This window comes from Leifsonia sp. McL0607, from assembly GCF_049993355.1.
In the GTDB taxonomy this organism is placed as follows: Bacteria; Actinomycetota; Actinomycetes; order Actinomycetales; family Microbacteriaceae; genus Leifsonia.
In genome coordinates, this window is sequence record NZ_CP188253.1 from 1,751,902 (window position 1) to 1,775,741 (window position 23,840).

At 68.9% G+C, this 23,840-nt stretch carries 22 protein-coding genes; 16 read left to right on the forward strand and 6 right to left on the reverse strand.

Annotation, left to right across the window (positions count from 1 at the left end; translation table 11 throughout):
* Positions 1-42: 42 nt before the first annotated feature.
* The 11 genes from ACPPVW_RS08475 (at position 43) to ACPPVW_RS08525 (ending at position 13,564) form a co-directional block, all read left to right on the forward strand.
* Positions 43-987 (forward strand): carbohydrate ABC transporter permease, encoded by a 945-nt coding sequence (locus tag ACPPVW_RS08475; protein ID WP_426626053.1) that lies wholly within the window; start codon positions 43-45, stop codon positions 985-987.
* A complete protein-coding gene (locus tag ACPPVW_RS08480; protein WP_426625319.1) occupies positions 984-1,817 on the forward strand; it encodes a carbohydrate ABC transporter permease in 834 nt (277 codons plus the stop codon). Before ACPPVW_RS08475 ends, ACPPVW_RS08480 begins: the two co-directional genes overlap by 4 nt.
* Before the next feature lie 76 nt (positions 1,818-1,893).
* A complete protein-coding gene (locus tag ACPPVW_RS08485) occupies positions 1,894-4,170 on the forward strand; it encodes a family 78 glycoside hydrolase catalytic domain (protein ID WP_426626054.1) in 2,277 nt (758 codons plus the stop codon).
* A 313-nt stretch (positions 4,171-4,483) separates the two neighbouring features.
* On the forward strand, positions 4,484-4,798 hold the full coding sequence (locus ACPPVW_RS08490) for an L-rhamnose mutarotase (RefSeq protein WP_426626055.1): 315 nt from the start codon (positions 4,484-4,486) through the stop codon (positions 4,796-4,798).
* Positions 4,799-4,876: 78 nt separating this feature from the next.
* Positions 4,877-6,169 (forward strand): MFS transporter, encoded by a 1,293-nt coding sequence (locus tag ACPPVW_RS08495; RefSeq protein WP_426626056.1) that lies wholly within the window; start codon positions 4,877-4,879, stop codon positions 6,167-6,169.
* 23 nt (positions 6,170-6,192) lie between these two features.
* Positions 6,193-7,356 carry an L-rhamnose isomerase gene (gene rhaI / locus ACPPVW_RS08500; RefSeq protein WP_426626057.1) on the forward strand — a complete coding sequence of 388 codons (1,164 nt, stop codon included), beginning with the start codon at positions 6,193-6,195 and terminating at the stop codon, positions 7,354-7,356.
* A 4-nt stretch (positions 7,357-7,360) separates the two neighbouring features.
* Positions 7,361-9,457 (forward strand): bifunctional aldolase/short-chain dehydrogenase, encoded by a 2,097-nt coding sequence (locus tag ACPPVW_RS08505; protein WP_426626058.1) that lies wholly within the window; start codon positions 7,361-7,363, stop codon positions 9,455-9,457.
* Positions 9,458-9,470: 13 nt separating this feature from the next.
* Entirely contained in the window at positions 9,471-10,937 is a 1,467-nt protein-coding gene (locus tag ACPPVW_RS08510; protein WP_426626059.1) for a rhamnulokinase, read from the forward strand.
* A gap of 13 nt (positions 10,938-10,950) precedes the next feature.
* Complete coding sequence (locus ACPPVW_RS08515; RefSeq protein ID WP_426626060.1) at positions 10,951-11,736, forward strand: hypothetical protein; 786 nt, start codon at positions 10,951-10,953, stop codon at positions 11,734-11,736.
* A 353-nt stretch (positions 11,737-12,089) separates the two neighbouring features.
* Positions 12,090-12,821 (forward strand): dienelactone hydrolase family protein, encoded by a 732-nt coding sequence (locus ACPPVW_RS08520; RefSeq protein WP_426626061.1) that lies wholly within the window; start codon positions 12,090-12,092, stop codon positions 12,819-12,821.
* Positions 12,822-12,940: 119 nt separating this feature from the next.
* On the forward strand, positions 12,941-13,564 hold the full coding sequence (locus tag ACPPVW_RS08525) for a GNAT family N-acetyltransferase (protein ID WP_426626271.1): 624 nt from the start codon (positions 12,941-12,943) through the stop codon (positions 13,562-13,564).
* Positions 13,565-13,652: 88 nt separating this feature from the next.
* Here the strand turns inward: ACPPVW_RS08525 and ACPPVW_RS08530 are convergent, their stop codons facing one another.
* On the reverse strand, positions 13,653-14,951 hold the full coding sequence (locus ACPPVW_RS08530; RefSeq protein ID WP_426626272.1) for an MFS transporter: 1,299 nt from the start codon (positions 14,949-14,951) through the stop codon (positions 13,653-13,655).
* Positions 14,952-14,956: 5 nt separating this feature from the next.
* Positions 14,957-15,385, reverse strand: coding sequence for a MarR family winged helix-turn-helix transcriptional regulator (locus tag ACPPVW_RS08535; protein ID WP_426626062.1), 429 nt, complete (start codon positions 15,383-15,385; stop codon positions 14,957-14,959).
* Between the two features lie 90 nt (positions 15,386-15,475).
* Here ACPPVW_RS08535 and ACPPVW_RS08540 point away from each other — a divergent pair, with 90 nt between their 5' ends.
* The 3 genes from ACPPVW_RS08540 to ACPPVW_RS08550 all read left to right on the forward strand — a co-directional run bounded on the left by ACPPVW_RS08540 (position 15,476) and on the right by ACPPVW_RS08550 (position 18,177).
* Positions 15,476-16,327, forward strand: a complete 852-nt coding sequence (locus ACPPVW_RS08540; RefSeq protein WP_426626063.1) for an alpha/beta fold hydrolase — start codon at positions 15,476-15,478, stop codon at positions 16,325-16,327.
* Positions 16,328-16,491: 164 nt separating this feature from the next.
* A complete protein-coding gene (locus tag ACPPVW_RS08545) occupies positions 16,492-17,541 on the forward strand; it encodes a lipoate--protein ligase family protein (protein WP_426626064.1) in 1,050 nt (349 codons plus the stop codon).
* Between the two features lie 270 nt (positions 17,542-17,811).
* Positions 17,812-18,177 (forward strand): hypothetical protein, encoded by a 366-nt coding sequence (locus tag ACPPVW_RS08550; protein WP_426626065.1) that lies wholly within the window; start codon positions 17,812-17,814, stop codon positions 18,175-18,177.
* Between the two features lie 81 nt (positions 18,178-18,258).
* Here ACPPVW_RS08550 and ACPPVW_RS08555 read toward each other — a convergent pair whose 3' ends face one another.
* Positions 18,259-18,543 (reverse strand): GNAT family N-acetyltransferase, encoded by a 285-nt coding sequence (locus ACPPVW_RS08555; RefSeq protein WP_426626066.1) that lies wholly within the window; start codon positions 18,541-18,543, stop codon positions 18,259-18,261.
* A gap of 55 nt (positions 18,544-18,598) precedes the next feature.
* Here ACPPVW_RS08555 and ACPPVW_RS08560 point away from each other — a divergent pair, with 55 nt between their 5' ends.
* Positions 18,599-19,492 carry a DNA-methyltransferase gene (locus tag ACPPVW_RS08560; RefSeq protein WP_426626067.1) on the forward strand — a complete coding sequence of 298 codons (894 nt, stop codon included), beginning with the start codon at positions 18,599-18,601 and terminating at the stop codon, positions 19,490-19,492.
* A gap of 70 nt (positions 19,493-19,562) precedes the next feature.
* Here ACPPVW_RS08560 and ACPPVW_RS08565 read toward each other — a convergent pair whose 3' ends face one another.
* The gene (locus tag ACPPVW_RS08565) at positions 19,563-20,012 is read right to left on the reverse strand and encodes an SRPBCC family protein (protein WP_426626068.1); all 450 of its coding nucleotides are present in this window, start codon (positions 20,010-20,012) and stop codon (positions 19,563-19,565) included.
* Positions 20,013-20,122: 110 nt separating this feature from the next.
* On the opposite strand from ACPPVW_RS08565, the gene ACPPVW_RS08570 reads away from it, so the two are divergent.
* A complete protein-coding gene (locus ACPPVW_RS08570) occupies positions 20,123-20,950 on the forward strand; it encodes a phosphatase PAP2 family protein (protein ID WP_426626273.1) in 828 nt (275 codons plus the stop codon).
* A 353-nt stretch (positions 20,951-21,303) separates the two neighbouring features.
* Here ACPPVW_RS08570 and ACPPVW_RS08575 read toward each other — a convergent pair whose 3' ends face one another.
* On the reverse strand, positions 21,304-22,326 hold the full coding sequence (locus tag ACPPVW_RS08575; RefSeq protein WP_426626069.1) for a LacI family DNA-binding transcriptional regulator: 1,023 nt from the start codon (positions 22,324-22,326) through the stop codon (positions 21,304-21,306).
* A gap of 29 nt (positions 22,327-22,355) precedes the next feature.
* Entirely contained in the window at positions 22,356-23,837 is a 1,482-nt protein-coding gene (locus tag ACPPVW_RS08580) for a GH1 family beta-glucosidase (RefSeq protein ID WP_426626070.1), read from the reverse strand.
* Positions 23,838-23,840: the final 3 nt, after the last annotated feature.

Genomic DNA, 23,840 nt, shown 5'->3' on the forward strand with positions numbered 1-23,840 from the left:
GGACGGCAACACACCCCCAGAAGACTCGACGAGGAGCAGACTATGTCGACGGCCAGTCCCGCGACCGCAGCCCAAGCGGCCGACATCATCAGCGAGGTGGGGGCCTCGCGCAACAAACCCAAGAGAACGCGGATGCGGTCGCACTACCCGACGTGGTTCTTCATCCCGGCGATCGTCCTCTATCTGATCTTCTTCGCGATCCCGACGGTCTCGTCGTTCTACTTCTCGTTGACGCGGTGGTCGCTGTTCGACTCGACCTTCATCGGTTTTCAGAACTATGTGCAGTTCTTTCAGGACCCGCAGCTGTACACCAGCTTCATCCACACCCTGATCTACGCCTTCCTCACCTCGGCGACGAAGGTCGTGATCGGGTTCCTGTTGGCGCTGCTGCTGACGGGTCCGGTGGTGGGGCGTGGCTATCTGCGGGCGGTCGTGTTCTTCCCGGTGCTGCTGTCGACGATCGGTGTCGGCATCCTGTGGAAGTCGTTGCTGGATCCGTTCCACGGCATGGTGAATGCGGTGCTCGGCTTCTTCGGCCTGCCGCAGCCGGGCTGGTTCACCGACCCGAACCTGGCGCTGTATACGATCGCCGGCGTCGATATCTGGAAGGGCGTCGGCATCGCGACCCTGATCTTCATGGCGGGCATCGTGGCCATCCCGAACGAGTACTACGAGGCAGCCCGCATCGACGGCGCCGGGTCGTGGAACATCCTGAAGAGGATCACCATCCCCCTGACGCGGGGTGCGACGGCGACGGTGATCATCCTCTCGTTGATCGGCGGCCTCCGGTCGTTCGAGATCATCTGGGCGACCACCGGAGGCGGCCCCGGCTTCACCAGCGACGTGATCGCCTCGGTGATCTACAAGCAGTACCAGGCGGGGTTCTACGGCCTCTCGACGGCGGGCAACGTGATCCTCTTCCTCGTGGTGACGCTGATCATGGTGCCGCTGTCGTATTTCCTGAACAGAAAGCAGGTGGAGCTGTGACCCGCGCCAGAACCCGTGCCTGGATCGTCGGGATCATCGCGATCCTCGTCTCCATCGTCGTCTTCCTCGTGCCCTTCGCGTTCGTCGTGCTGCAGGCCTCCAAGACGCCGGACGACGCCTCCAGCCTGGCCTTCACCTGGCCGAAGGAGTGGACGTTCTTCCCGAACCTGGTCGCGGTGCTGGAGAGCAACGATGGCCTGATCTGGCGGGCGTTCCTGAACTCGTTCGTCCTCACGGTCGGCTCCGTGGCCTTGATGGTGATCCTGTCGGCGATGGCGGGTTACGTGTTGGCCCGCAAGCGCAGCAAGTGGGGTCCGGTGGTCAACTTCTTCGTGCTCGCGGGCCTGATCGTGCCGCCCGCCGTAGTCCCCACCATCTGGGTGCTGCAAGGCATCGGCCTGTATAAGACGATGCCGGGCATGATCCTGATCGAGACCACGTTCGGGCTGTCCTTCTGCATCCTGCTGTTCCGGGCGTTCTTCAACACCGTTCCTCGGGAGCTCGACGAGGCCGCGGTGCTCGACGGCGCGGGCCGGGTGCGGCTGTTCTTCCAGGTGATCCTACCTTTGCTGCGGCCGGTGATCGTGACGGTGATCGTCGTGCAGTCGGTGTTCGTCTTCAACGACTTCGCCGGTCCGTTGTACTTCCTCCCCGGCTCCGACAACGCGACCGTGCAGACCACGCTCTACACCTTCGCGGGACAGAACCTGAGCTTCTACAACCTGCTCTTCATGGACATCCTGCTCATCACCATCCCGCCGCTGGTCGCTTACATCTTCTTCAACCGCCAGATCATCGCCGGCATCACCTCCGGCGCCGTCAAAGGCTGATGGCCGGAGAAGCCGCACCGAACACATCTACACCGACACTGAAAACCGAACGAAACGAAACCGGAGAGACGGAACTATGACTTGGCACGCCCAGATGATCGCCGCGGACGAAGACTTCGCCGGGGCTCCGCTGCTGCGCAGGGAGTTCTCGCTGGAGGTGGGCCACGGCGCCGTCACCCGCGCCACTCTGACCCTCACTGCCCAGGGGGTGGCGGAGGCCTGGCTCAACGGCCGCGCCGTCTCCGACGACGTCCTCACCCCCGGCTGGAGCAGCTACGAGTGGCGCCTGCGCTACGCGACGTACGACGTCACCGCGCTGCTGGAGGACACGAGCGTTCTCGGCGTCGCGCTCGGCAAGGGCTGGTTCGGCGGCCGTCTCGGCTGGTCGGGCAAGGGCTCCTGGTACGGCGACACGCTCGGCGCGTTCGCTCAGCTGGAGGTCGAGTTCGAGGACGGCAGCACGCAGCTGGTCGTCACCGACGACGCGTGGGCGAGCGGCCCGAGCGCGGTGCTCGCCAACGACCTGTACGACGGCGAGACGATCGACGCGCGGCTGCGCGACGACTCGTGGAAGCTGCCCGGCTTCTCCGGCGAGGGCTGGACCGGTGTGCACGCGCTCGAGTTCGACACCGCCAAACTGAAGCCCTACATCGGCCCGTCGGTAAAGCGCTGGGCGAGCCTCCCTGTGCATGAGATCAGCACCTCCTCGTCGGGTAAGACCCTCGTGGACTTCGGGCAGAACCTGGTCGGCTGGATCAAGGTGCGCGTGCAGGGCCCTGCCGGCGCCGAGGTGACCATCCGTCACGCGGAGGTGCTGGAGCACGGCGAGTTGGGGGTGCGCCCGCTGCGCACTGCCGAGGCGACCGACCGCTACATCCTCAGCGGAGGAGCGGACGAGTTCGAGCCGACGTTCACGTTCCACGGCTTCCGTTATGCGGAGGTCTCGGGCTGGCCGGGCGAGCTGAAGGCGGAGGATCTGACGGCGATCGCGGTCGGCTCGGAGCTGACCCGCATCGGCGAGTTCAGCAGCTCCGACCCGCTGCTCAATCAGTTCCACGAGAACGTGGTGTGGGGGATGCGCGGCAACTTCCTCGATGTGCCGACCGACTGCCCGCAGCGCGACGAGCGCCTGGGCTGGACCGGTGACATCGCGGCGTTCGCGCCGACCGCCGCATACCTCTACGACGTGGATGCGTTCCTCTCCGACTGGCTGGTCGACCTCGACCTCGAGCAGCAGCACCACGACGGGATCGTCGGCTTCGTCATCCCGGATGTGCTCAAGTTCCACGACCGCGACCGCTCGTCGGAGTTCGGCGAGCCCGACTCGACGGCCATCTGGTCGGATGCTGCGGTGTGGGTGCCCTGGACGCTGTACCAGGCGTACGGCGACGAGGAGGTGCTGGCCCGACAGTTCGGGTCGATGACGTCGCACGTCCGTCGCGTGAAGGCGCTGCTCTCGCCGACGGGGGTGTGGGACGCGAACTTCCAGTTCGGCGATTGGCTCGACCCGGATGCTCCGCCGGAGAACCCGGCGGCGGCGAAGGCCGACAAGGGTGTCGTGGCCACCGCGTGCGCGTACCACTCGGCACGCATCGTGGCGGACACGGCCGCGTTGCTCGGCCGTGCGGAGGAGGAGGCGGAGTTCCGCGCGATCGCGGAGGACTTGCGGGCGGCGTTCGATCGTGAGTATGTGCGTGACGGTGTTGTGAAGAGTGATTGCACGACGGTGTATGCGTTGGCGATCCAGTTCGGGTTGCTCGACGCGGGCGATGAGGAGGTTGCGGGGGAGCGGCTGGCGGAGTTGGCGGCGGAGGCTGGCTATCGGATCTCGACGGGTTTCGCGGGTACGCCGTTCATCGCGGACGCATTGACGAAGACGGGGCATACGGAGGTGGCGTATCGGCTCCTGTTGGAGAAGGAGTGCCCGTCGTGGTTGTACCCGGTGACGATGGGGGCAACGACGGTGTGGGAGCGGTGGGATTCGATGCTGCCGGATGGCACGATCAATCCGGGGGAGATGACCTCGTTCAACCACTACGCGCTGGGCGCCGTCGCCGACTGGATGCACCGCGTCGTCGGCGGCCTGGCGCCGTTGAAGCCGGGGTACGCGTCGGTGCTGGTCGCCCCGCAGCCCGGTGGAGGGTTGACCGAGGCGGCGACGTCGCTGGAGACTCCGCAAGGTCGGGTGTCGGTGCGTTGGAGTCTGGACGGTGACCTCCTGACGGTCGACGCTGAGCTTCCGGAGGGTGTGGACGGCATCCTGCGGTTGCCGGGCCGCGACGACCAGCACCTGAGCGGCGGACCCATCTCGGTCACCGCGGAGATTCCTGCCTCCGTCGGCGCCGTCCGCTGAGCGCGAGAACGATGGGGGAGTGATCGGCATGCGGCGCGGATGTCTCTGCTCGACTCCGCGCCGCATGCGCGGTGGAGCTAGGGGGCAGCGCGGAGCGCGCGGTGGAGCTCAGGGGCAGCGCGGAGCGATGCCGCGACCCCAGCGCCGAGGGAGCCGGCGACCGAGGAGTCCGCGACCCCAGCGCCGAGGGAGCCTGCGACCGAGGTTGGACCTGCGACCGGTTGGAGTTTGCCACCGAGGGTCATGTGTTATGCTTTGAATCGATTCATGTTGAATCGATTCACACCACGAGAACCGCGACGAAGGGGTGAACATGCAGCGGGTGTGCTTCACAATGCGGCTGAAGCCGGAGCGCGTGAACGATTACCTGACCGCTCACGAGACGGTCTGGCCGGAGATGCTCGACGCGCTGAAGGCTTCCGGCTGGAACAACTACTCCCTCTTCGTCGACCGAGAGGAAGCGCTCGTCGTCGGCTATCTGGAGACGGACGACTTCGAGGGCGCGCTCGCGGCGATGAACGAGCGCGAAGTCAATGCGCGCTGGCAGGCCACCATGGCCGGCTTCTTCGCCGAGGGGACTGCGCCGGACAGCACGATGAAGCCGTTGGCCGAATACTTCCACCTTTAACGAGCAGCAAGGGAACACGAAGACGTGAGAGTCGGAAGCAGCAACACCACGGGCTGGCGGGCTACCAGCTCGGTCGCCATGAGCAACTACATCGAGTCGGGGTCGATCATCGCGATCGCCACCAGCCTCGGTTTCTGGCAGGCCGAGTTCCACTTGAGCGACGGATTCGTCGGCATCCTCGCCGCCTTCAGCGCGAACGCCTTCGGCGCGGCGATCGGCGCCATCCTGGGCGGCCCGCTGACCGACCGCCTCGGCCGCAAGTTCATCTACACGTACGACTTGTTGCTCTACATGCTCGGCGTCCTCCTCGCGGTGTTCGCCGTGAACTCCGGGATGCTGTTCGCGGCGTTCCTCATCACCGGCATCGCCGTCGGCGCCGGAGTGCCGGCCTCCTGGACCTACATCGCCGAACAGGCGCCCGACCACGCCCGCGCGAAGCACGTCGGCATGGCGCAGCTCGCCTGGTCCATCGGCCCGCTCATCGGCTTCGCCCTGGCCGCAGCGCTCGCGCCGCTCGGGCTGTTCGGCAGCCGGATCATCTTCTTCCACCTGTTCGTCGTCGCCGCGATCGTGTGGTGGGTGCGGCAGGGCCTGCCAGAGTCGAAGCTGTGGACGGACGTCAAGACCGGCGCCGTCTCCACCGCCGCCTCCGGTCGCGGGATGCGCGCCCTGTTCTCCAAGCGCGTGAACATCACCGCGCTGCTGTTCCTCTTCGGCGTCTACGGGTTCTGGAACCTGGTCGCCGGGCAGGCCGGCATCTTCATGCCGCGCGTGTACGAGGCCGCCGGCGTGCACAGCGCTGTCGAGCAGGACCTCCTGCAGGTGCTGGTCTGGGGCTGCACCGTAGCCGCCACGTACTTCGGCTTCATGCGCCTGGCCGACCGGATGTCGCGGCGGATCCTCTACGCGATCGGCGCGCTGCTCGGCATCCTGGCCTGGGTCGTGCTCGTCTTCGCCCCTCCCGGCCTCGCGACACTGCTGACATTCGCGGTCACCTGGGGAATCGCCTCCGGCATCGGCGCGCAAGCGTTCTACGGCGTGTGGACGGCGGAGCTGTTCGCGACGTCGTACCGCGCGAGCGCGCAGGGAGTGCTCTTCTTCGCCGCGCGCATCGCGGTCGGTCTGCTGAGCTCGGTGTTCCCACTCCTGCTCGCCAGCAGCGGCGTGCCCACCGTCGGCCTCCTCCTCATCGGATTCCTCGCCGTCGCGCTCCTCATCGGAGTGATCTGGACTCCCGCAACGCAGGGCAAGTCGTTGCGGCAGATCGAAGGGGAGCGATACGCGCGGTGGAGCTCAGAGGCAGCGCGAAGCGATGCCGCGACCCCAGCGCCGAGGGAGCCTGCGACCGAGGTCACCCAGACACAAAGATGACGACTCAAAGAAAGGGACAAACCATGACCCTCACCGACGACATCCGCTCGCAGCTCGCGCTGCAGGCGATCGAGCTGCCCTCGTGGGCGTTCGGCAACTCGGGCACGCGTTTCCGCGTGTTCGGAACCCCCGGCACGGCACGCGACCCGTTCGAGAAGATCTCGGACGCCGCGCAGGTGCACAAGCACACCGGGCTGGCGCCGACGGTGGCGCTGCACATCCCGTGGGACAAGGTCTCCTCCTACTCCGACCTCCGCAAACACGCCCAGGACAACGGCGTGGAGCTCGGCACGGTCAACTCGAACACGTTCCAGGACGACGACTACAAGTTCGGGTCGGTCACGCACTGGGACGACCGGATCCGCCAGAAGGCGATCGACCACCACTTCGAGTGCATCGACATCATGAACGAGACCGGGTCGCGCGACCTGAAGATCTGGCTGGCCGACGGCACGAACTACCCGGGTCAGGACTCGCTGCGTGCCCGGCAGGACCGCCTCGCCGACTCGCTGGCGAAGATCTATGAGCGCATCGGTGAGGGCCAACGCCTGGTTCTCGAGTACAAGTTCTTCGAGCCGTCGTTCTACCACACCGATGTTCCGGACTGGGGCACCAGTTACGTGCAGACCGCCGCGCTCGGCGACCGCGCGCTGGTGTGCCTCGACACCGGCCACCACGCGCCCGGCACCAACATCGAGTTCATCGTCATGCAGCTGCTGCGCCTGGGCAAGCTCGGCTCGTTCGACTTCAACAGCCGGTTTTACGCCGACGACGACCTGATCGTCGGCGCCGCCGACCCGTTCCAGCTGTTCCGGATCGTGTTCGAGGTCATCCGTGGCGGCGGCTACGCCAACCCGGACGTCGCGTTCATGCTCGACCAGTGCCACAACCTGGAGGCGAAGATCCCGGGTCAGATCCGTTCGGTGCTCAACGTTCAGGAGGCCACCGCCAAGGCGCTGCTGGTCGACACGGAGGCCCTCGCCGCCGCCCAGACCGCCGGCGACGTGCTCGCCGCCAACACGGTGTTCATGGACGCGTTCAACACGGACGTGCGCGCCGACCTGGCGGACTTCCGCGAGTCGCGCGGCCTCCCCGCGGACCCCATGGCCGCCTACAAAGCCTCCGGCTACCAGCAGAAGATCGAGGCCGAGCGCGTCGGCGGCGCCCAGGCCGGCTGGGGCGCCTGACCGCTTGCAGCCATACACTCGCAAAACCACACGCAGACGACACTCGCAGAAGGACACACGCACAATGACGAATGAGACCGTCGCGGCCCTCCTGGCCCGGTCGAACCGCCTCGGCGCCGACCCGAAGAACACGAACTACGCCGGCGGGAACACCTCCGCCAAGGGCACCGAGACCGACCCCGTCACGGGGGAACCGGTCGAGCTGTTATGGGTGAAAGGCTCCGGCGGAGACCTGGGCACGCTGAAGGAGGCCGGCCTGGCCGTGTTGCGCCTGGACCGCCTGCGCGCACTGCAGCACGTCTACCCGGGCGTGGAGCGCGAGGACGAGATGGTCGCCGCATTCGACTACACCCTTCACGGCAAGGGCGGCGCGGCACCTTCCATCGACACGGCCATGCACGGCCTGGTGGATGCGGCCCACGTCGACCACCTCCACCCCGACTCCGGCATCGCGATCGCGACCGCTGCTGACGGGGAGGCGCTGACCGAGAAGATCTTCGGCGGCAAGGTCGTCTGGGTGCCGTGGCGCCGGCCCGGCTTCCAGCTCGGCCTGGACATCGCGGCCATCAAGGCGGCCAACCCCGACGCGATCGGCACCGTGCTCGGCGGTCACGGCATCACGGCCTGGGGCGACACCAGCGAGGAGGCCGAGGCCAACTCGCTCTGGATCATCCAGACCGCCGCCGACTACATCGAGACGCACGGCCGGCCCGAGCCGTTCGGGCCTCGCATCGACGCGAACGAGCCGCTGGCCCCGGCCGAGCGGAAGGCCAAGGCAGCCGCCCTGGCGCCCACGATCCGCGGACTGGCGTCGACGGACAAGCCGCAGGTCGGTTCGTTCACCGACGACGACGTGGTCCTCGACTTCCTGGCGTCGGAGGAGCACCCGCGGCTGGGGGCGCTGGGCACGTCCTGCCCGGATCACTTCCTGCGCACCAAGGTCAAGCCGCTCATCCTCGACCTCCCGGCCGACGCCTCCGTCGAGGACTCGATCGCGCGCCTGACGGAGCTGCACGAGCAGTACCGGGCCGAGTACACCGCCTACTACGACCATTACGCGACGCCCGAATCGCCCGCGATGCGCGGCGCGGACCCGGCGATCGTGCTCGTCCCGGGCGTCGGGATGTTCTCGTACGGCAAGGACAAGCAGACCGCGCGAGTGGCCGGCGAGTTCTACATCAACGCCATCAACGTGATGCGCGGCGCCGAGGCGCTCTCCACGTACACGCCGATCTCCGACGCCGAGAAGTTCGACATCGAGTATTGGTCGCTCGAGGAGGCGAAGCTGCAGCGGATGCCGAAGCCGAAGTCGCACGCTGGACGCATCGCGCTCGTCACGGGTGCGGCCTCCGGAATCGGCAAGGCCATCGCCACCCGGCTGGCGGCCGAGGGCGCGTGCGTGGTCATCGCGGACCTCGACCTCGAGAAGGCACAGGCCGCGGCCGCCGAGCTCGGCGGCACGGACGTCGCGATCGGGGTGGCGGCGAACGTCACCAGCGAGGCCGACATCCGCGCCGGCATTCAGGAGGCGCTGCTGCAGTTCGGCGGCCTCGACCTGATCGTCAACAACGCCGGCCTTTCGATCTCCAAGCCGCTGCTGGAGACCACCGAGGCGGACTGGGACCTCCAGCACGACGTCATGGCCAAGGGTTCGTTCCTGGTCTCCAAGGCGGCCGCAAAGGTCCTCATCGAGCAGGGGCTCGGCGGCGATATCGTCTACATCTCCTCCAAGAACTCGGTGTTCGCCGGCCCGAACAACATCGCGTACTCGGCGACGAAGGCCGACCAGGCGCACCAGGTGCGGCTGCTCGCGGCCGAGCTCGGCGACTACGGGGTGAAGGTCAACGGCATCAACCCGGACGGCGTCGTGCGCGGCTCCGGCATCTTCGCCGGCGGCTGGGGCGCCAAGCGCGCCGCGGTCTACGGGGTTCCGGAGGAGGAGCTGGGCAAGTACTACGCGCAGCGCACCCTCCTCAAGCGGGAGGTGCTGCCCGAGAACGTCGCGAACGCGGTCGCCGTGCTCACCTCCAGCGACCTCGACCACACCACCGGACTCCACATCCCCGTCGACGCGGGCGTCGCGGCGGCCTTCCTCCGATGAACGGGGCCGTGCGATGAGCGCCACGGGCTCCGCCTCAGCCTCGTCGACGGGTGCGGTCGCCGCCGTCGACCTCGGCGCGACCAGCGGGCGCGTCATGCACGCACGGGTCGGGGCGAACACGCTCGAGCTCACCGAGGCGGCGCGCTTCCCGAACACGCCCGTGCGGCTGTGGGAGGGGAGCCGCTCGGCGCTGCATTGGGACCTGACCGGGCTGTTCTCCAGCGTGCTGGAGGGGCTGGGATCCCTCGCGCGGTCGGAGCCGGGTCTCGCGAGCGTCGGCGTCGACGCCTGGGCGGTCGACTACGGGCTGCTGCGCGCGGGCCGGCTGCTCGGCGAGCCGTACCACTACCGTGACGAGCGCACCGCTGAGGGCGTCTCGCTGGTGCACGCACGGGTGTCGCCGGAGAAGCTGTACCGCGAGGGCGGCCTCCAGTTCCTCCCGTTCAACTCGCTCTACCAGCTCGCGCACGACCAGGAGACCGGGGTGCTGGAGGCCGCTGACGGGTTCCTGCTCGTCCCCGACCTCATCACGTACTGGCTGAGCGGGCAGGCGATCGCCGAGCGCACCAACGCCTCCACGACCGGGCTGCTCACCGCGGAGGGGTCGTGGAACGACGCGCTCATCGCGCGGCTGGGGCTGCGGCGGTCGCTCTTCGCGCCGCTCGTGGACGCCGGCGCCACCGTCGGCTCACTGCTGCCGTCGCTCGACCTCCCGTTCGCCGGAACCGGGCCCGCCGTCACCGCAGTCGGGTCGCACGACACCGCGTCGGCGGTCGTCGCGGTGCCCATGGACGCCGCCGGGGCCGCTTACATCTCGTGCGGAACCTGGGGTCTGGTCGGCGTCGAGCTGGAGGATCGGGTCGTCAGCGACGAGGGCCGCGCTGCCAACTTCACGAACGAGGGCGGCGTGGACGACCGCATCCGCTACCTCCACAATGTGATGGGACTGTGGCTGCTGAGCGAATCCATCCGCGAGTGGCAGCGGCGTGGCCTCCACGTGAGCCTGGAGAGCCTGCTCGCCGAGGCGGCCGAGCTGCCACGCCCGTCGGAGCTGTTCGACGCCGACGACCCGCGGTTCCTGGCGCCGGGCGACCTCCCGTCGCGCATCGCCGACTGGTTCGCCGAGCGCGGCCTCCGCGCCCCCGCTAGCCCGGCCGGGATGGTGCGCGTCATCATCGAGAGCCTGGCGGAGGCGTTCGCCGGCTCGGTGCGCACCGCATCCGCACTGTCCGGCGTGCCGGTGGAGACGGTGCACATCGTCGGCGGGGGGGCGCGCAACGCGCTGCTCTGCCAGGCGACGGCCGATCGCAGCGGGCTGCCCGTGCTGGCGGGACCCGTCGAGGCGACCGCCCTCGGCAACGCGCTCGTCCAGGCGCGTTCGGCAGGGCTGGTCTCCGGCGATCTGGAGACGCTCCGGGCGCTGGTCGCGCGCAACTACGCACCCGTGCGATACGAGCCCTCGCGCGTCGCTGCAGCCTGAGAGGGCATCGCTGATGGAGCACCACGAGCGGGCGATCTCACGCTACGTCGCCGATGTGTCGGCCGACCCGGAGGTGCTCGCCGTCCTCGTGAGCGGCTCGGTCGCGCGCGGGGCGGAGCGGGCCGACTCGGACGTCGACCTGTATCTGGTGGTCAGCGAGCGGCGCTGGGACGAGGCCTATCAGGCGCGCCGGCTGATGTACACGAGCACCGACGGCATCGGCTACGACGAGGGCTATTTCGACATCAAGTTGGCGACGCTGTCGTACCTCGACGATGCCGCCGAGCGCGGCGACGACCCGGTGCGCGACTCGTTCGCATCGGCGCGCGTGGCCTTCAGCCGGGTGGCCGACCTGGACGCGCGACTCGCGCGGGTCGTGGAGCTGTCGGCCGGGGACTGGCGCGATCGCGTCGCCGGCTTCGTCGCGCAGTGCCGGCTGCACGGCGGCTACTTCCTTCCGCAGGCGTACGAGCACGGCGACCCGCTGCTGCTCGCACACGCGTCGGTGCATCTGGTGACGTCGGCGGCGCGGGCTCTGCTCGCACACAACGGCGTGTTCTTCCCCGGGCCGAAGTACCTTCGCGCGCGGGTGGAGGGACTCTCCTCGGCGCCTCCGGGGTTCAGCGATCTCCTGGATGCGGTGATCGCGTCGCCGTCGCCGACGACGGCCGGTGCGCTGCTCGCGGCGGTGGAGGAATCCGTCGGTGACGCGCTGCCGCGCGACGAGACGCTGTCGCGCTTCGTGCTCGACAACGAGCTGGCGTGGCGGTACCGCACGGCGCCGCCGGAGTACTCGTAGGCCGCCGCCGCGCTTTCCCCGCGAATGTGGTGTCTGCGGCGCTGTTTCGCGACAGTCGCGCCGAATGCGCCGGCAGGGTCGGATCCTCCGGCCTCCACGTTCGCGCGGAATGTCGCGTTTGCGGGAGGTGGCTTCAGGACATTCACGCGGAAAGTTGCGTCTGCGGCGCTGTTTCACCACACTCGCGCGGAATCGTGGCCGGCGCTATGCTGACCCACGGTTCGAGACCAGTCGGGGAGGTGAGCACGGTGAACGCACACACGCACGGGTGCTCCCCGTCTTCCGAACTATCGCGCGACTGACCGACCGGCCGCCGGGAGCGCCACACAGGCTTCTTCTGAAAGGCGACCATCATGAACTTCTTCTCCGACGATTCCACCGCCGACGGCGTGCGCCGCCGCGGCTTCCTCGTGGATGACGTCCCCGGCGTCCTTTGGACCACCCCCACACCCGTCCCGGGCGCTCCGCTGATCCTTTCGGGTCACGGTGGCGGCCTCCACAAGGAGGCGCCGGGGCTCGTCGCTCGCGCGCACCGCTTCGTGCTCGACCTCGGCTACACGGTCGCGGCGATCGACGCGCCGGGCCACGGCGACCGCCCCCGGTCAGCCCGTGATCAGCAGTGGGTCGACGCGCTGCTCGGCGCACGAGACCGGGGCGAACCGCTCGATCCCGTGATCGCCGAGTACAACGGGTCGCTCGCCGAGCGTTCCGTTCCCGAGTGGCGGGCGACGCTCGACGCGCTGCAGCAGCTCGACGAACTCGGTGCCGGTCCGGTCGGCTACACCGGGATGACGTTGGCGTCGGCCATCGGCATACCGCTCGCCGCCGCCGAGCCGCGCATCCGGGCTGCGAGCTTCGGCGGGATCGGTGCGCACCGGTTCATGCTGGAGGCGGCCCGCGAGGTCGCCATCCCGCTCGAGTTCCTGTTCCCGCTTGACGACCCGGAGATCACGCGGGCCTCCCAGCTCGAGCTGTTCGACGCGTTCGCCTCCACAGAGAAGGTGCTGCTCGGGTTCCCTGGCAGCCACTTCCGCGTCCCCGCCGACCGCCTGGACACGCGCCTCTTTCCGCGCACGTTCGGGTAGTCGGGATCCGTTCGTCCCGATACGCCGTCGCGCCCATGCGCGGAGCGGCGTGTCAGGAACAACCATTGCAGACGACCGACGCGCGGAGTAGGTTCGCGGCGCGGGAGGGGAGCGTGACGATGCCCGAGGCAGCCGCAGACACCACCGCCACCTTCGAGGTGCGCCCGCTCGACACCTCCACGTGGGAGGCGTTCGTCGCGCTGTGCGACCGGCACGGCGGCGGCGGGTTCGGCGGCTGTTACTGCACGTGGTTCCACCGCGAGACCCACTCGGCTCCCTCTGACGCAGCAGAGCGACCGGCCGACTTCGCCAAGGAGTTCAAGCACGATCTGGTGCGACGCGGCAGCGCGCACGCGGCCCTCGTCTTCGACGGCGACCGTGCGGTGGGCTGGGCGCAGTACGGCAGCCCGGAGGAACTGCCCGGCATCTACCATCGCAAGCAGTACCTGGAGACCGCGAAGGTCCTCCCGGACTACCGCATCACCTGCATCTTCGTCGACCGCGCGTACCGCGGGAGGGGTGTCGCGCGCATCGCCATCGCAGGCGCGCTCGAGCTCATCGCGGAGGCCGGCGGAGGGGTGGTCGAGAGCTACCCGCGGGAGACGGACACGCGCATCTCGCCGTCGTTCCTCTACAGCATGACCCGCCAGGTGTTCGAGGACGCCGGGTTCGAGTACGACCGCCCGAAGGGCACGGTCAACTGCGTCATGCGCACGACGGTCGCGGCGGCGCATTCGCGCTGAAGGCCGTCTCTGACACGTTCAGGCGCAACATTCGGCGTGAATCGTCATCTGCGAAGTCCGTGGCGCGAATCGTCGCGGGCGCGCGCCGTCAGCTCGCGCGCGTCGCCGTCGCCTCCGTCTCCTCCAGCTCTTCGCGGGCCTCCTCGCGCGGGTTCAGCACCACGCGGGGCCGCAGACCCGTGAACCGCACGCGCATGCCGCGGTACTTCACGAGGTAGAAGACGCCGACGAGGGCCGCCGCGAATCCGCTCGCCGCACCGACGCCCAGCGCCCAGCGGGGACCGAAAGCGTCGGCCACCCAGCCGACGATCGGCGCGCCGATCGGCGTGCCGCCCATGAAGATCGCCATGTAGATCGCCATGACCCGTCCACGCAGCATCGGGTCGGTCGTCATCTGCACCGTGCCATTGGCCGTGGTCATGAGCGTCTGCGACGAGACGCCGATGATGATGAGCGCGATCGCGAAGAGCCAGTAGGTCGGCATGACCGCGGCTATCGCGCAGCCCGCTCCGAAGAAGGCCGCGCCCGCGAACAGCATCGAGACCCGCGGCCGCTCGCGGCGTGCGGAGAGCAGCGCGCCGATCACCGAGCCGATCGCCATAATCGACGACAGGAGGCCATACTCGCCCGCGCCCTGGTGGAAGACGCTCACCGACATGGTCGAGATGAAGATCGGGAAGTTGAGGCCGAAGGTTCCGATCAGGAACACCATGACCAGGATGACCATGATGTCGGGCCGGCGCCGCACATACCGGAAGCCGTCGACCAAGCCGCCGCGGGTGCGCTTGGCGCGCTCGGATCGGTACAGCTTCTCCTTGCGCAGCGTCATCAGCGACAGCAGCACGGCGCCGAAGGTCGCGGCGTTGATGAGGAAGACCCACCCGGCGCCGACGGCGGCGACCAGGAGGCCGGCGACGGCCGGCCCGAGAAGCCGGGCGGCGTTGAAGGACGCCGAGTTGAGGGCGACGGCGTTCGAGAGGTTGGGTCCGGCGACCAGTTCGGAGACGAAGGTCTGACGTGCAGGAGCGTCGAACGCCGCCACGACACCGAGAGCGAGGGCGAACAGGTAGACGTGCCACAGCTGCACGGCTCCGCTGATGGTGAGGAGGCCGAGCCCGAGGCCGAGCAGTCCCATCAGCCCCTGCGTCAACATCATCAGGCGACGCCGGTCCAGGTGGTCGGCCGCCCAGCCCGTCACCGGGAGCAGGAGCAGCTGCGGCGCGAACTGGAGCGCCATCACGATGCCGACGGCGGAGGCGTTGTTGTGGGTGAGCTCGGTGAGGACGATCCAGTCCTGCGCCGTGCGCTGCATCCACGTGCCGACGTTGGAGACCAGCGCCCCCGCCGCCCAGATTCGGTAGTTGACGCCGGCGAGCGACCGGAACATCGCGCTCACGAGTCGGCGAGCTCTCGGAGGATCGTGGCGGCCTCGGCGAGCGTCTCCCGCTGCTCGGGCGTCAGCGTGCGCAGCCGCTGGTGCAGCCAGGCGTCGCGGCGGCGCCGGGTCTCGGCGACGAGCCGGAGGCCGGCCTCGGTGGGGACGACGACCACCTTGCGCCCATCGACGGCGTCGGCGGTGCGACGCACATAGCCGGCCCCCTCGAGGTGGTTGACCGTGCGGTTCATGGAGGGCGGAGTGACGCGCTCGTGCTCGCTCAGCCTCCCGATGGTGCCGGACCCCTCCCGGACGAGGAAGGCCAGCGTGGAGGTCTGGGTGTCGCTCAGCTCGTCGTCCTCCTTCTCGGCGCGCAGCCGGCGCGAGAGACGTGCGACGGCGACGCGCAGAGCGCTGCTGAGGTCGTGTGTCGAGAGCCGTCCCATAGATAGTTAGCCTAACAAATTAGGCTGGCTAAATAAAGTTCGTTCGCCCGGGTCGTGCGGAGAGCGCCGCGCGTGCGCCAGAATGAGCGCGTGCAGCGAGAGTTCAGCGCCGACGACGGCCTCCGTATCTTCTTCGACGTGTATCCGGTCGACCGGCCGCGCGCGGCGGTGCAGCTCGCGCACGGTGTGGGCGAGCACGCCGGCCGTTACCGCGAGCTCGCCGAGCACCTGGTGGCCGAGGGATACCTGGTGTACGCCGACGACCATCGCGGTCACGGGCGCACCGGCATGGAGCAGTGGCACGGCGACGCCTCCCAGCTCGGCCGGCTCGGTCCGGGCGGCCTGCGGGCGGCGCTGCGCGACCTGAGTGCGTTCACGCGGCTCATCCGCGACGAGAACCGCGACCTGCCGCTGGTGTTCGTCGGGCACAGTTGGGGATCGCTGATGGGGCAGATGACGCTGAACCATCACTCGGCCGACTACGACGCGGCCGTGCTCTCCGGCACCGCCTACCGGGTGGCCGGCTCGATGAACAGCGGGGACCTCAACAAGCGGTACGCGCACCTCGGCACCACCGGCGCCGAGTGGCTCAGCCGCGACCCCGCCGTCGCGCAGGCGTTCATCGACGATCCGCTCTGCACGCTCGTGCCGTTGCAGAAGCTGTTCGGAATGGCCGACGCTGCCCGCCTGCTCGGCCGGCCGGCGCGGCACCTGGCCCGCGACCTCCCGCTGCTCATCCAGGTGGGCGACGACGATCCGCTGGGCGGGGCGCCCTCCGCGCGCAAGCTCGAGCATTCGTACCGCACCCGTTCGGGCCTGACCGACGTGACGACGATCGTGTACCCGGGCGCGCGCCACGAGATCTTCAACGAGACCAACCGCGAGGAGGTCTACGCCGACCTCACCGCCTGGCTCGACCCGCGCCTGACCGCCCGCGCCTGACCGCCCGCGCCTGACCGCCCGCGACTGACGACCCGCCAGTACGCCCGAATTCCGCCAGAAACCGCCGAGTACGCAGACTATTCGCGGACTCGACGGTTTCTGGCGGAATTCGTGCGTATTCGGCGAGCGGGCGGGGTGCGTGGCGGCGGATCTAGGCTGGGGGCATGCATGGTGAGTACAAGGTCCCGGGCGGCAAGCTCGTCGTCGTCGACCTGGAGGTCGTGGACGGCCTGATCGCCGGATTCCGGCTGTCGGGTGACTTCTTCCTCGAACCCGACACGGCGCTGGAGGCCATCGATGCCGCGGTCAACGGCCTCCCGGCCGAGAGCGACGCCAAGGCGATCGCCGCCGCGGTGAAGGACGCCCTCCCGGAGGGGGCCCTTCTGCTCGGCTTCTCGCCCGAGGCCGTCGCGGTCGCCGTGCGCCGCGCCCTCGCGCGCGCCACCAGCTGGCGCGACTACGACTGGCAGATCGTGCACGCCAAGGCCGTCTCCCCTCAGCTGCACCTGGCGCTCGACGAGGTGCTCACGACGGAGGTCGGGGAGGGGCGCCGCGGCCCGACCCTCCGCATCTGGGAGTGGGGCGAGCCCGCGGTGGTGATCGGCAGCTTCCAGTCGGTGAAGAACGAGGTCGACCCCGTCAATGCTGAGAAGTACGGTGTGCAGGTGGTCCGCCGCATCACCGGCGGCGGCGCGATGTTCATGGAGGCCGGCTCGGTCGTCACCTACTCGATCTACGCTCCCGCCGACCTGGTGCAGGGGATGAGCTTCGCCGACAGCTACGCCTTCCTCGACGAGTGGGCCATCATCGCGCTCAAGTCGCTCGGCATTGATGCGAGTTACGTTCCGCTCAACGACATCACCAGTCCGAAGGGCAAGATCGGCGGCGCCGCGCAGAAGCGCCTGGGCTCCGGCGCCGTGCTCCACCACGTGACGATGAGCTACGACATGGACGGCCAGAAGATGACGGAGGTGCTCCGCATCGGCCGCGAGAAGATCAGCGACAAGGGCATCACGAGCGCCGCCAAGCGGGTGGACCCGCTGCGCAGCCAGACCGGTCTGAGCCGTGCGGAGATCATCGAGCAGCTCAAGCTGACCTTCCGCAACCTGTACGGCGCCATCGATGGCGACATCACCGAGGCGGAATACGCGCAGGCCGAGCGACTGGTCGCCGAGAAGTTCGCGACGGACGAGTGGCTCTACCGCGTTCCGTGAGTGCGGCACTTAGGCACGAACCGTAATCGAGACCGGTATGCCGCGACCGGCATATTGGCTTTTCGCAGGCGTGTGTATGTCGACCGGATGGTGCTGCCGAACGCCGGCCGCGTGATGCCCGGGCCGTCCGGAGGCGGTGCTCACGGCCTCCCTGATCGACGACATCGAGAGACACGCTCTGGACGCCGTGCCGCGCCCGACCACCCGCGTACCCTTGGTTCTTCCTGTGCGTCCGCCGAGTCACCGGGGAGTCTCCGGTACCCTTGACGGGTGAACTGGTGGGTCGTGGTCGTCGTGTGCGCGCTCGTCGCGACGATCGTGACCGGCGTGAAGCTCGGTTGGATCGATCTCTCCAACAAGGCCAACCGGGGCTCGGGAACGATGAGCGGCGCGATCGGCGGCTCGTTCGACGAGATCTTCGCGCCGACCCGGCATGAGGCCCAGCAGGAGCGCGACCGCCAGTCCTTCCTCCCCGCGCCTGCACCGCTTCCCGGCGACGGCGACAAAGGCCTCTGGGAGGCCGGCAAGGTCACGATCGACGTCGGCTCGGCCGGTCGCGGCCAGCGCGCCGAGGGCCGTGTGCCCTCTGAGGAGGGCCGCGCCACCACGCGCACGTCCGACTCCCACCGCGCCTGACGCCGGCCGTCCTCCGCCGAGGGGCACGCAAACGCCCCTAAAACCGAGGGATAAGGGCGACAACGTGCCCTTCGTCGCGGGTCAGCGGCGCTGCAGCGCCTGGTATTCGGGGTGGTCCTGCAGCCAGCGCCGCACGTACGGGCAGGTCGCGACGACCCGCAGGGAGGTTCGGTCGCGCACATCGTCCAGAGCCGTCTGCACCAGCTCGGAGGCCATGCCGCGCTCCCGCTTCTCGGGGTCGACCTCCGTGTGGGTGAACACGATCGCGTCGTCGCGGAGCTCGTATTCGGCGACGCCGATCACCTCGCCGTCCTTCAGCAGAGCGTAGCGGGAGCGGTCGGGCTGCTTCTCGACGGTCATCGTCATGCTGCCAGGCTACGCTTCGCCCGCGCGCTGACCGCCCATGCGCGAGAATGGACGCATGTCCGAGCCCGCTGCCGCCGCATCCCCGGGGTCGCTGTGGCAGCCGAACGGCCCGAGCACCGTGGTGCACGCCGACAATCTGGAGGTCGTCACTGACCTCCCGTCCGGTGCCTTCCAGCTGATCTACCTCGACCCGCCCTTCAACACCGGGCGCCCGCAGGCGCGCCAGCGCACCAAGGCCGTGCGCGTGGAGGCCGGCGCCGGCACCGTGATCGGGTTCCAGGGCCGCAGCTACGAGCGCATCAAGGGCGACCTCCTGAGCTACGACGATCGGTTCGAGGACTACTGGGGCTTCCTGGAGCCGCGGCTGATCGAGGCTTGGAGGCTGCTCGCCGACAGCGGGACGCTGTACCTGCATCTCGACTACCGCGAGTCGCATTACGCGAAGGTGCTCCTTGACGCGCTCTTCGGGCGGGAGTCGTTCCTCAACGAGATCGTCTGGGCCTACGACTACGGCGCCAAGGCGAAGAACCGGTGGCCGGCCAAGCACGACACCATCCTCGTGTACGTGAAGGACCCGGGAGGCTACTACTTCGACTCCGCGGCCGTCGACCGCGAGCCATACATGGCCCCCGGGCTCGTCACGCCCGAGAAGGCCGAACTCGGCAAGCTGCCCACCGATGTGTGGTGGCACACCATCGTGTCGCCGACCGGCCGCGAGAAGACCGGCTATCCGACGCAGAAGCCGGAGGGCGTCCTCCGACGGATCGTGCAGGCGTCGAGCCGCGAGGGCGACTGGGTGCTCGACTTCTTCGCGGGCAGCGGGACGACCGGTGCTGTCGCGGCGGCTCTGGACCGCCGGTTCCTGCTGGTTGACAGCAGCGCGGACGCGGTCGCGGTGATGCGTGCCCGGTTCGCGGAGGCGGTCGAGGGCGTGCGCTTCGTCGGCTGACGCGTGCCCGCCTTCACCCGTTGCCGAGGGGCACGTAAACGCCCTGAACTCGCCGCGGTCCTAGAGGCGTCTATGTGCCCTTCGGCACATGCTCGACGTGCGCCTTCAGCGCCTTCATCGTGCGGGCGCTCTCGGCGGAAGCCATCCGCACGAACATCGGCTCCACCATCCGGTAGACCCCGTGCGTGGTCAGCTCGCCGACGCGGGTGACCCGGGTGCGGCCTCCCGAGCTCTCGACGTTGTAGACGATGAGCGCGTCGACCCGCCCGGACCGCTTCGCCTGGTGGAAGCGCAGCTCGCGGTCGGGGACCTCCTCGATCAGTTCGCCGCGCATCCTCCCGATCATGGTGGAGTCCTCGTAGGTCGCCGGCGAGGGCTCGGGTCGCGGCGTCGGCGCGCTGGTGCCCCGGTAGACCATGGAGTGCCCGAGCCACGCGGCGTAGTCGTCGACCGACCGCAGAGCCAGATAGACGTCGTGCGCCGGCGCGTCGATGTCGATGGTGTTGGTGATGCTCCTCATGCCGTTCGTCCTACACCGTGCGCGCGGGCTGCGCACCAGTGAGTTGCTTTGCGTGTTCTCGTATCTGGCTTTCCGGGACTTCCCGGGACGGTGTGGAAGGGTTGGTGACTATGCGACCCGCCGCGCTCCGAGCACTCCCGTTCGTCTGGGGTGCGCTCGGCACGGTTGCCCTGTTCGTCGGCGTGTACCTCTTCTTCGTGCGCAGCTACATCGGCCAGGTCATCGACGAGCGGTCGTTCGCCGGCGCCGACGCGTGGAAGGGCGACCTCATCGAGTTCGCCCACTCGTTCCTCAACGCCCTCCCCGTCGCGGCCGTGATCATCGGAGCGATCGTGGCGGTGATCATCGTGATCGTGCGGCGCAACTGGCTCGTGTTCGCCATCGCCGTGGGGGCCGCGGTCGCGGCGAACGTGAGCACCCAGATTCTCAAGTACTCGGTGCTGTCGCGGCCGGCGAAAGGTGTGGACACGGGGCTCGCGAACTCGCTGCCGTCCGGCCACACGGCCGTCGCGGCCTCTGCAGCGCTGCTCGTGTTCCTGGTGACGACGCCGCGGTACCGCCCGCTCGCTGCGGTGATCGGCTCGGTCTTCACGATCGCGGCTGGAGCCTCCACGCTGGTGGAGCAGTGGCATCGACCAAGCGATGTCATCGCCGGGATGCTCGTGGTGGCGTTCTGGGGGTGCATCGCGGGGATCGTGCTCGCCGCCCTGAGGCTGCGGCCGGCCGACCCGCCGGTGCGGTCGAAGCTCTGGGCGCTGGTCTGGATCGCGGCCGCGTGCGGGATCGTCGCCGCTGTCGCCCTCGTGGTCACGTACAACTCGACGCAGAACGGCACCGAGCACCTGTTCATCGCCTACGCGGGAGGTGTCTCCGCGATCGCGACAGCCGGGTTCGCGCTCGCGGTGGTGGGCAACCGGCTGTACCGCCGGCTGGCCTGAGCCGCTCGCGCGTCCGAGTCCGCAACTCCGGAAACCCCTCGCCCGCCGCCCGAAATCTCCGGATGAACCGGACATAGGGGCGCTGCCGCGCCGGATCTCCGGAGTTGCCGCCCTCCCCGCGACGGCGCGGCCAACTCCGGAAACCCCTCGCCCGCCGCCCGAAATCTCCGGATGAACCGGACATAGGGGCGCTGCCGCGCCGGATCTCCGGAGTTGCCGCCCTCCCCGCGACGGCGCGGCCAACTCCGGAAATCTGACGCGGGAGGACCGGAAATGACCGTTCCTACGGAGGTCAGGCGGCGAATCGAGTGGATCTCCGGAATTGCGGATGGCGGGTCCGGCGGGCCGGCACCTCAGGAGCTCTGCCGTACGACCAGTTCGGTCGGGAGGAGCGTCACGCGGTCGACGGACTCGCCGGCGAGGCGGCGCACGAGCACTCGGGCCATGGTCTCGCCCAGCCCGATGGACGGCTGGTGCACGGTGGTCAGCGGCGGGGTGGCGGTGAGGCCGAAGTTGTCGTCGTCGAAGCCGACCACCGCGATGTCTCCCGGGATGTTGAGCCCCGCCTCGTGGATGGCCGAGTAGGCGCCGGCGGCCATCTGGTCGTTCGCGGCGAACAGGCCGTCGATCGGGCGGCCGGTCGCGAGCAGCCTCCGCATGGCCTCCAGGCCCGAGTAGGGCGAGAAGTCGCCGTACTCGACGAGGGAGGTGTCCAGGCCCTGGGCCTGCAGCGCGTCGCGCCAGCCGGTGAAGCGGTCGAGCCCGGCCGGCATGTCCTGGGGGCCGGTGATGAGCGCGATGTTCCTGCGTCCTCGCGCGATCAAGTGCTCGGCGGCCCCGGCCGAGCCGGCGACGTTGTCCACGTCCACGAAGTACGACTCGTGCTGCGACTCGCTCACCGGCCGACCACCGAACACGATCGGGAGGGTGGAGCCCAGCTGCGCGTACGAGTGGTCGCCCGAGTGGTGCGAGACCACCAGTGCGCCGTCCACGTTGCCGCCCATGAGGTACCGGCGGGTCTTGTCGGGGTTGGTCTCCGACGAGATCACCATGTTGAGTGTGTACTCGGTGTCGGCGAGGCTCAGGGCGACGCCTTGCACGATGGAGGCGAAGAACGGGTCGGCGAAAACCTTTGCCGTCGACTCGGGCACCACCAGCGCGATCACCTGGGTGCGCCGGGAGGCCAGGGAGCGGGCCGCGCGGTTCGGCACGTAGTTGAGGTCGGCGATGGCGCGGTTCACCGCCTCCACCACCTCCGGCGTCACCTTGGTGGAGCCGTTGACGACGCGGGAGACCGTGGCCCGCGAGACGCCCGCGCGCGCGGCGACCGCCTCGAGGGTGGGGACGGTACGGCCGTCCACCTTTTCCGTGGTCATAGGTGTCCCTTCGTCGTCCGTCTCACATGCTAGACGCCTCCGGACGCTGATCCAGTCGGGACTGCTCGCTCGCTCTCACGCGCCGCGGCGATGATGTCTGCGAACGCGAATCCGGAGTCCTTCACCGTTCTCACCTGCGTCGAGTAATCCACGGAAATGATGCCGAAGCGCTTCTCGTACCCCCACGCCCATTCAAAATTGTCGAGCAATGACCACACGAAGTAGCCGCGCACGTCCGCCCCCGCCGCGATCGCCTCGCGCACGGCATCGATGTGCGCCAAGATGTACGCCGTCCGTTCCTCGTCGTGGATGCGACCGTCGGGTGCTGTCACGTCGTCATAGGCGGCGCCGTTCTCGGTGATGTAGAGCGGCGGGAGCGTCGGGTACTCGGCGGAGAGCCGCACGAGCAGGTCTCGGAGGCCGTTCGGATTGACCTCCCAGCCCATTGCCGTCGTCGGCAGGTGACGTGACGGGAACGTGACGAACTCGCTGCCAACGAACGGCGAGGACTTCGGCCGGTCGGTAGGCTGCGGCGCGGGCACGGCGTCGGCGGGGAGCGGATGGCCGCTCACGTTGTCGTCGTGGTAGTGGTTCACGCCCAAGAAGTCGAGCGGCTGCGCGATGGTCTGCATGTCGCCATCGCGCACCAACTCCTCGAAGCGGTGCTCGCGCAGGTCCTCGAGCACGTCGGCGGGGTAGGTGCCCAGCAGGAGCGGCTCGAGGTACATCCGGTTCCAGAGGCCGTCGACGCGGCGTGCGGCGTCGAGGTCGACGGGATCTGCGGGGTCGTTCGGGACGGCGGTGGTGAGGTTCAGTGTGATGCCAAGACGGAGGTCGCCGGATGCTGTGCCCGCGCCTGCCGCGAGCTCACGCAGTGCTGACACGGCGAGCCCGTGTCCGAGGTGCTGGTGGTGCAGCGCAGCGAGTCCCGCGCGTGGCTCGCGGCGCCCCGGGGCGTGCTCGCCGCCGGCGTAGCCGATGAGCGACGAACACAGTGGCTCGTTGAACGTCGTCCAGTGCGAGACCCGGTCTCCCAGCTTCTCGTAGACGGCAACGGCATAGTCGCGGAACCGGTACGCCGTGTCACGGTTCGCCCAGCCGCCGCGCTCTTCGAGGGCTTGGGGGAGATCCCAGTGGTACAGCGTCAGCCACGGCAGGATGTCCGCGCCCAGCAGCTCGTCGACCAGGCGGCTGTAGAAGGCCAGGCCGGCCGGGTTGACCTCCCGGTCGCCCGGCTTGATGCGAGCCCACGACGTGGAGAAGCGGTACGACTGCAGGCCGAGCTCTCTCATCAGCGCGACGTCCTCGGGCATCCGGTGGTAATGGTCCACCGCGCGCTCCGGGGTGTCGCCGCCAGCGATGGCGTTCGGGACACGGGCGAAGGCATCCCAGATCGAGTCCTCTTTGCCATCCTCATGGGCAGCGCCCTCGATCTGGGCGGCAGCCGTCGCGGAGCCCCAGAGAAAGCCGTCCGGCCAGCGAGTGTCGGGGGCGAGGGGCGAGTCGGTCATTCT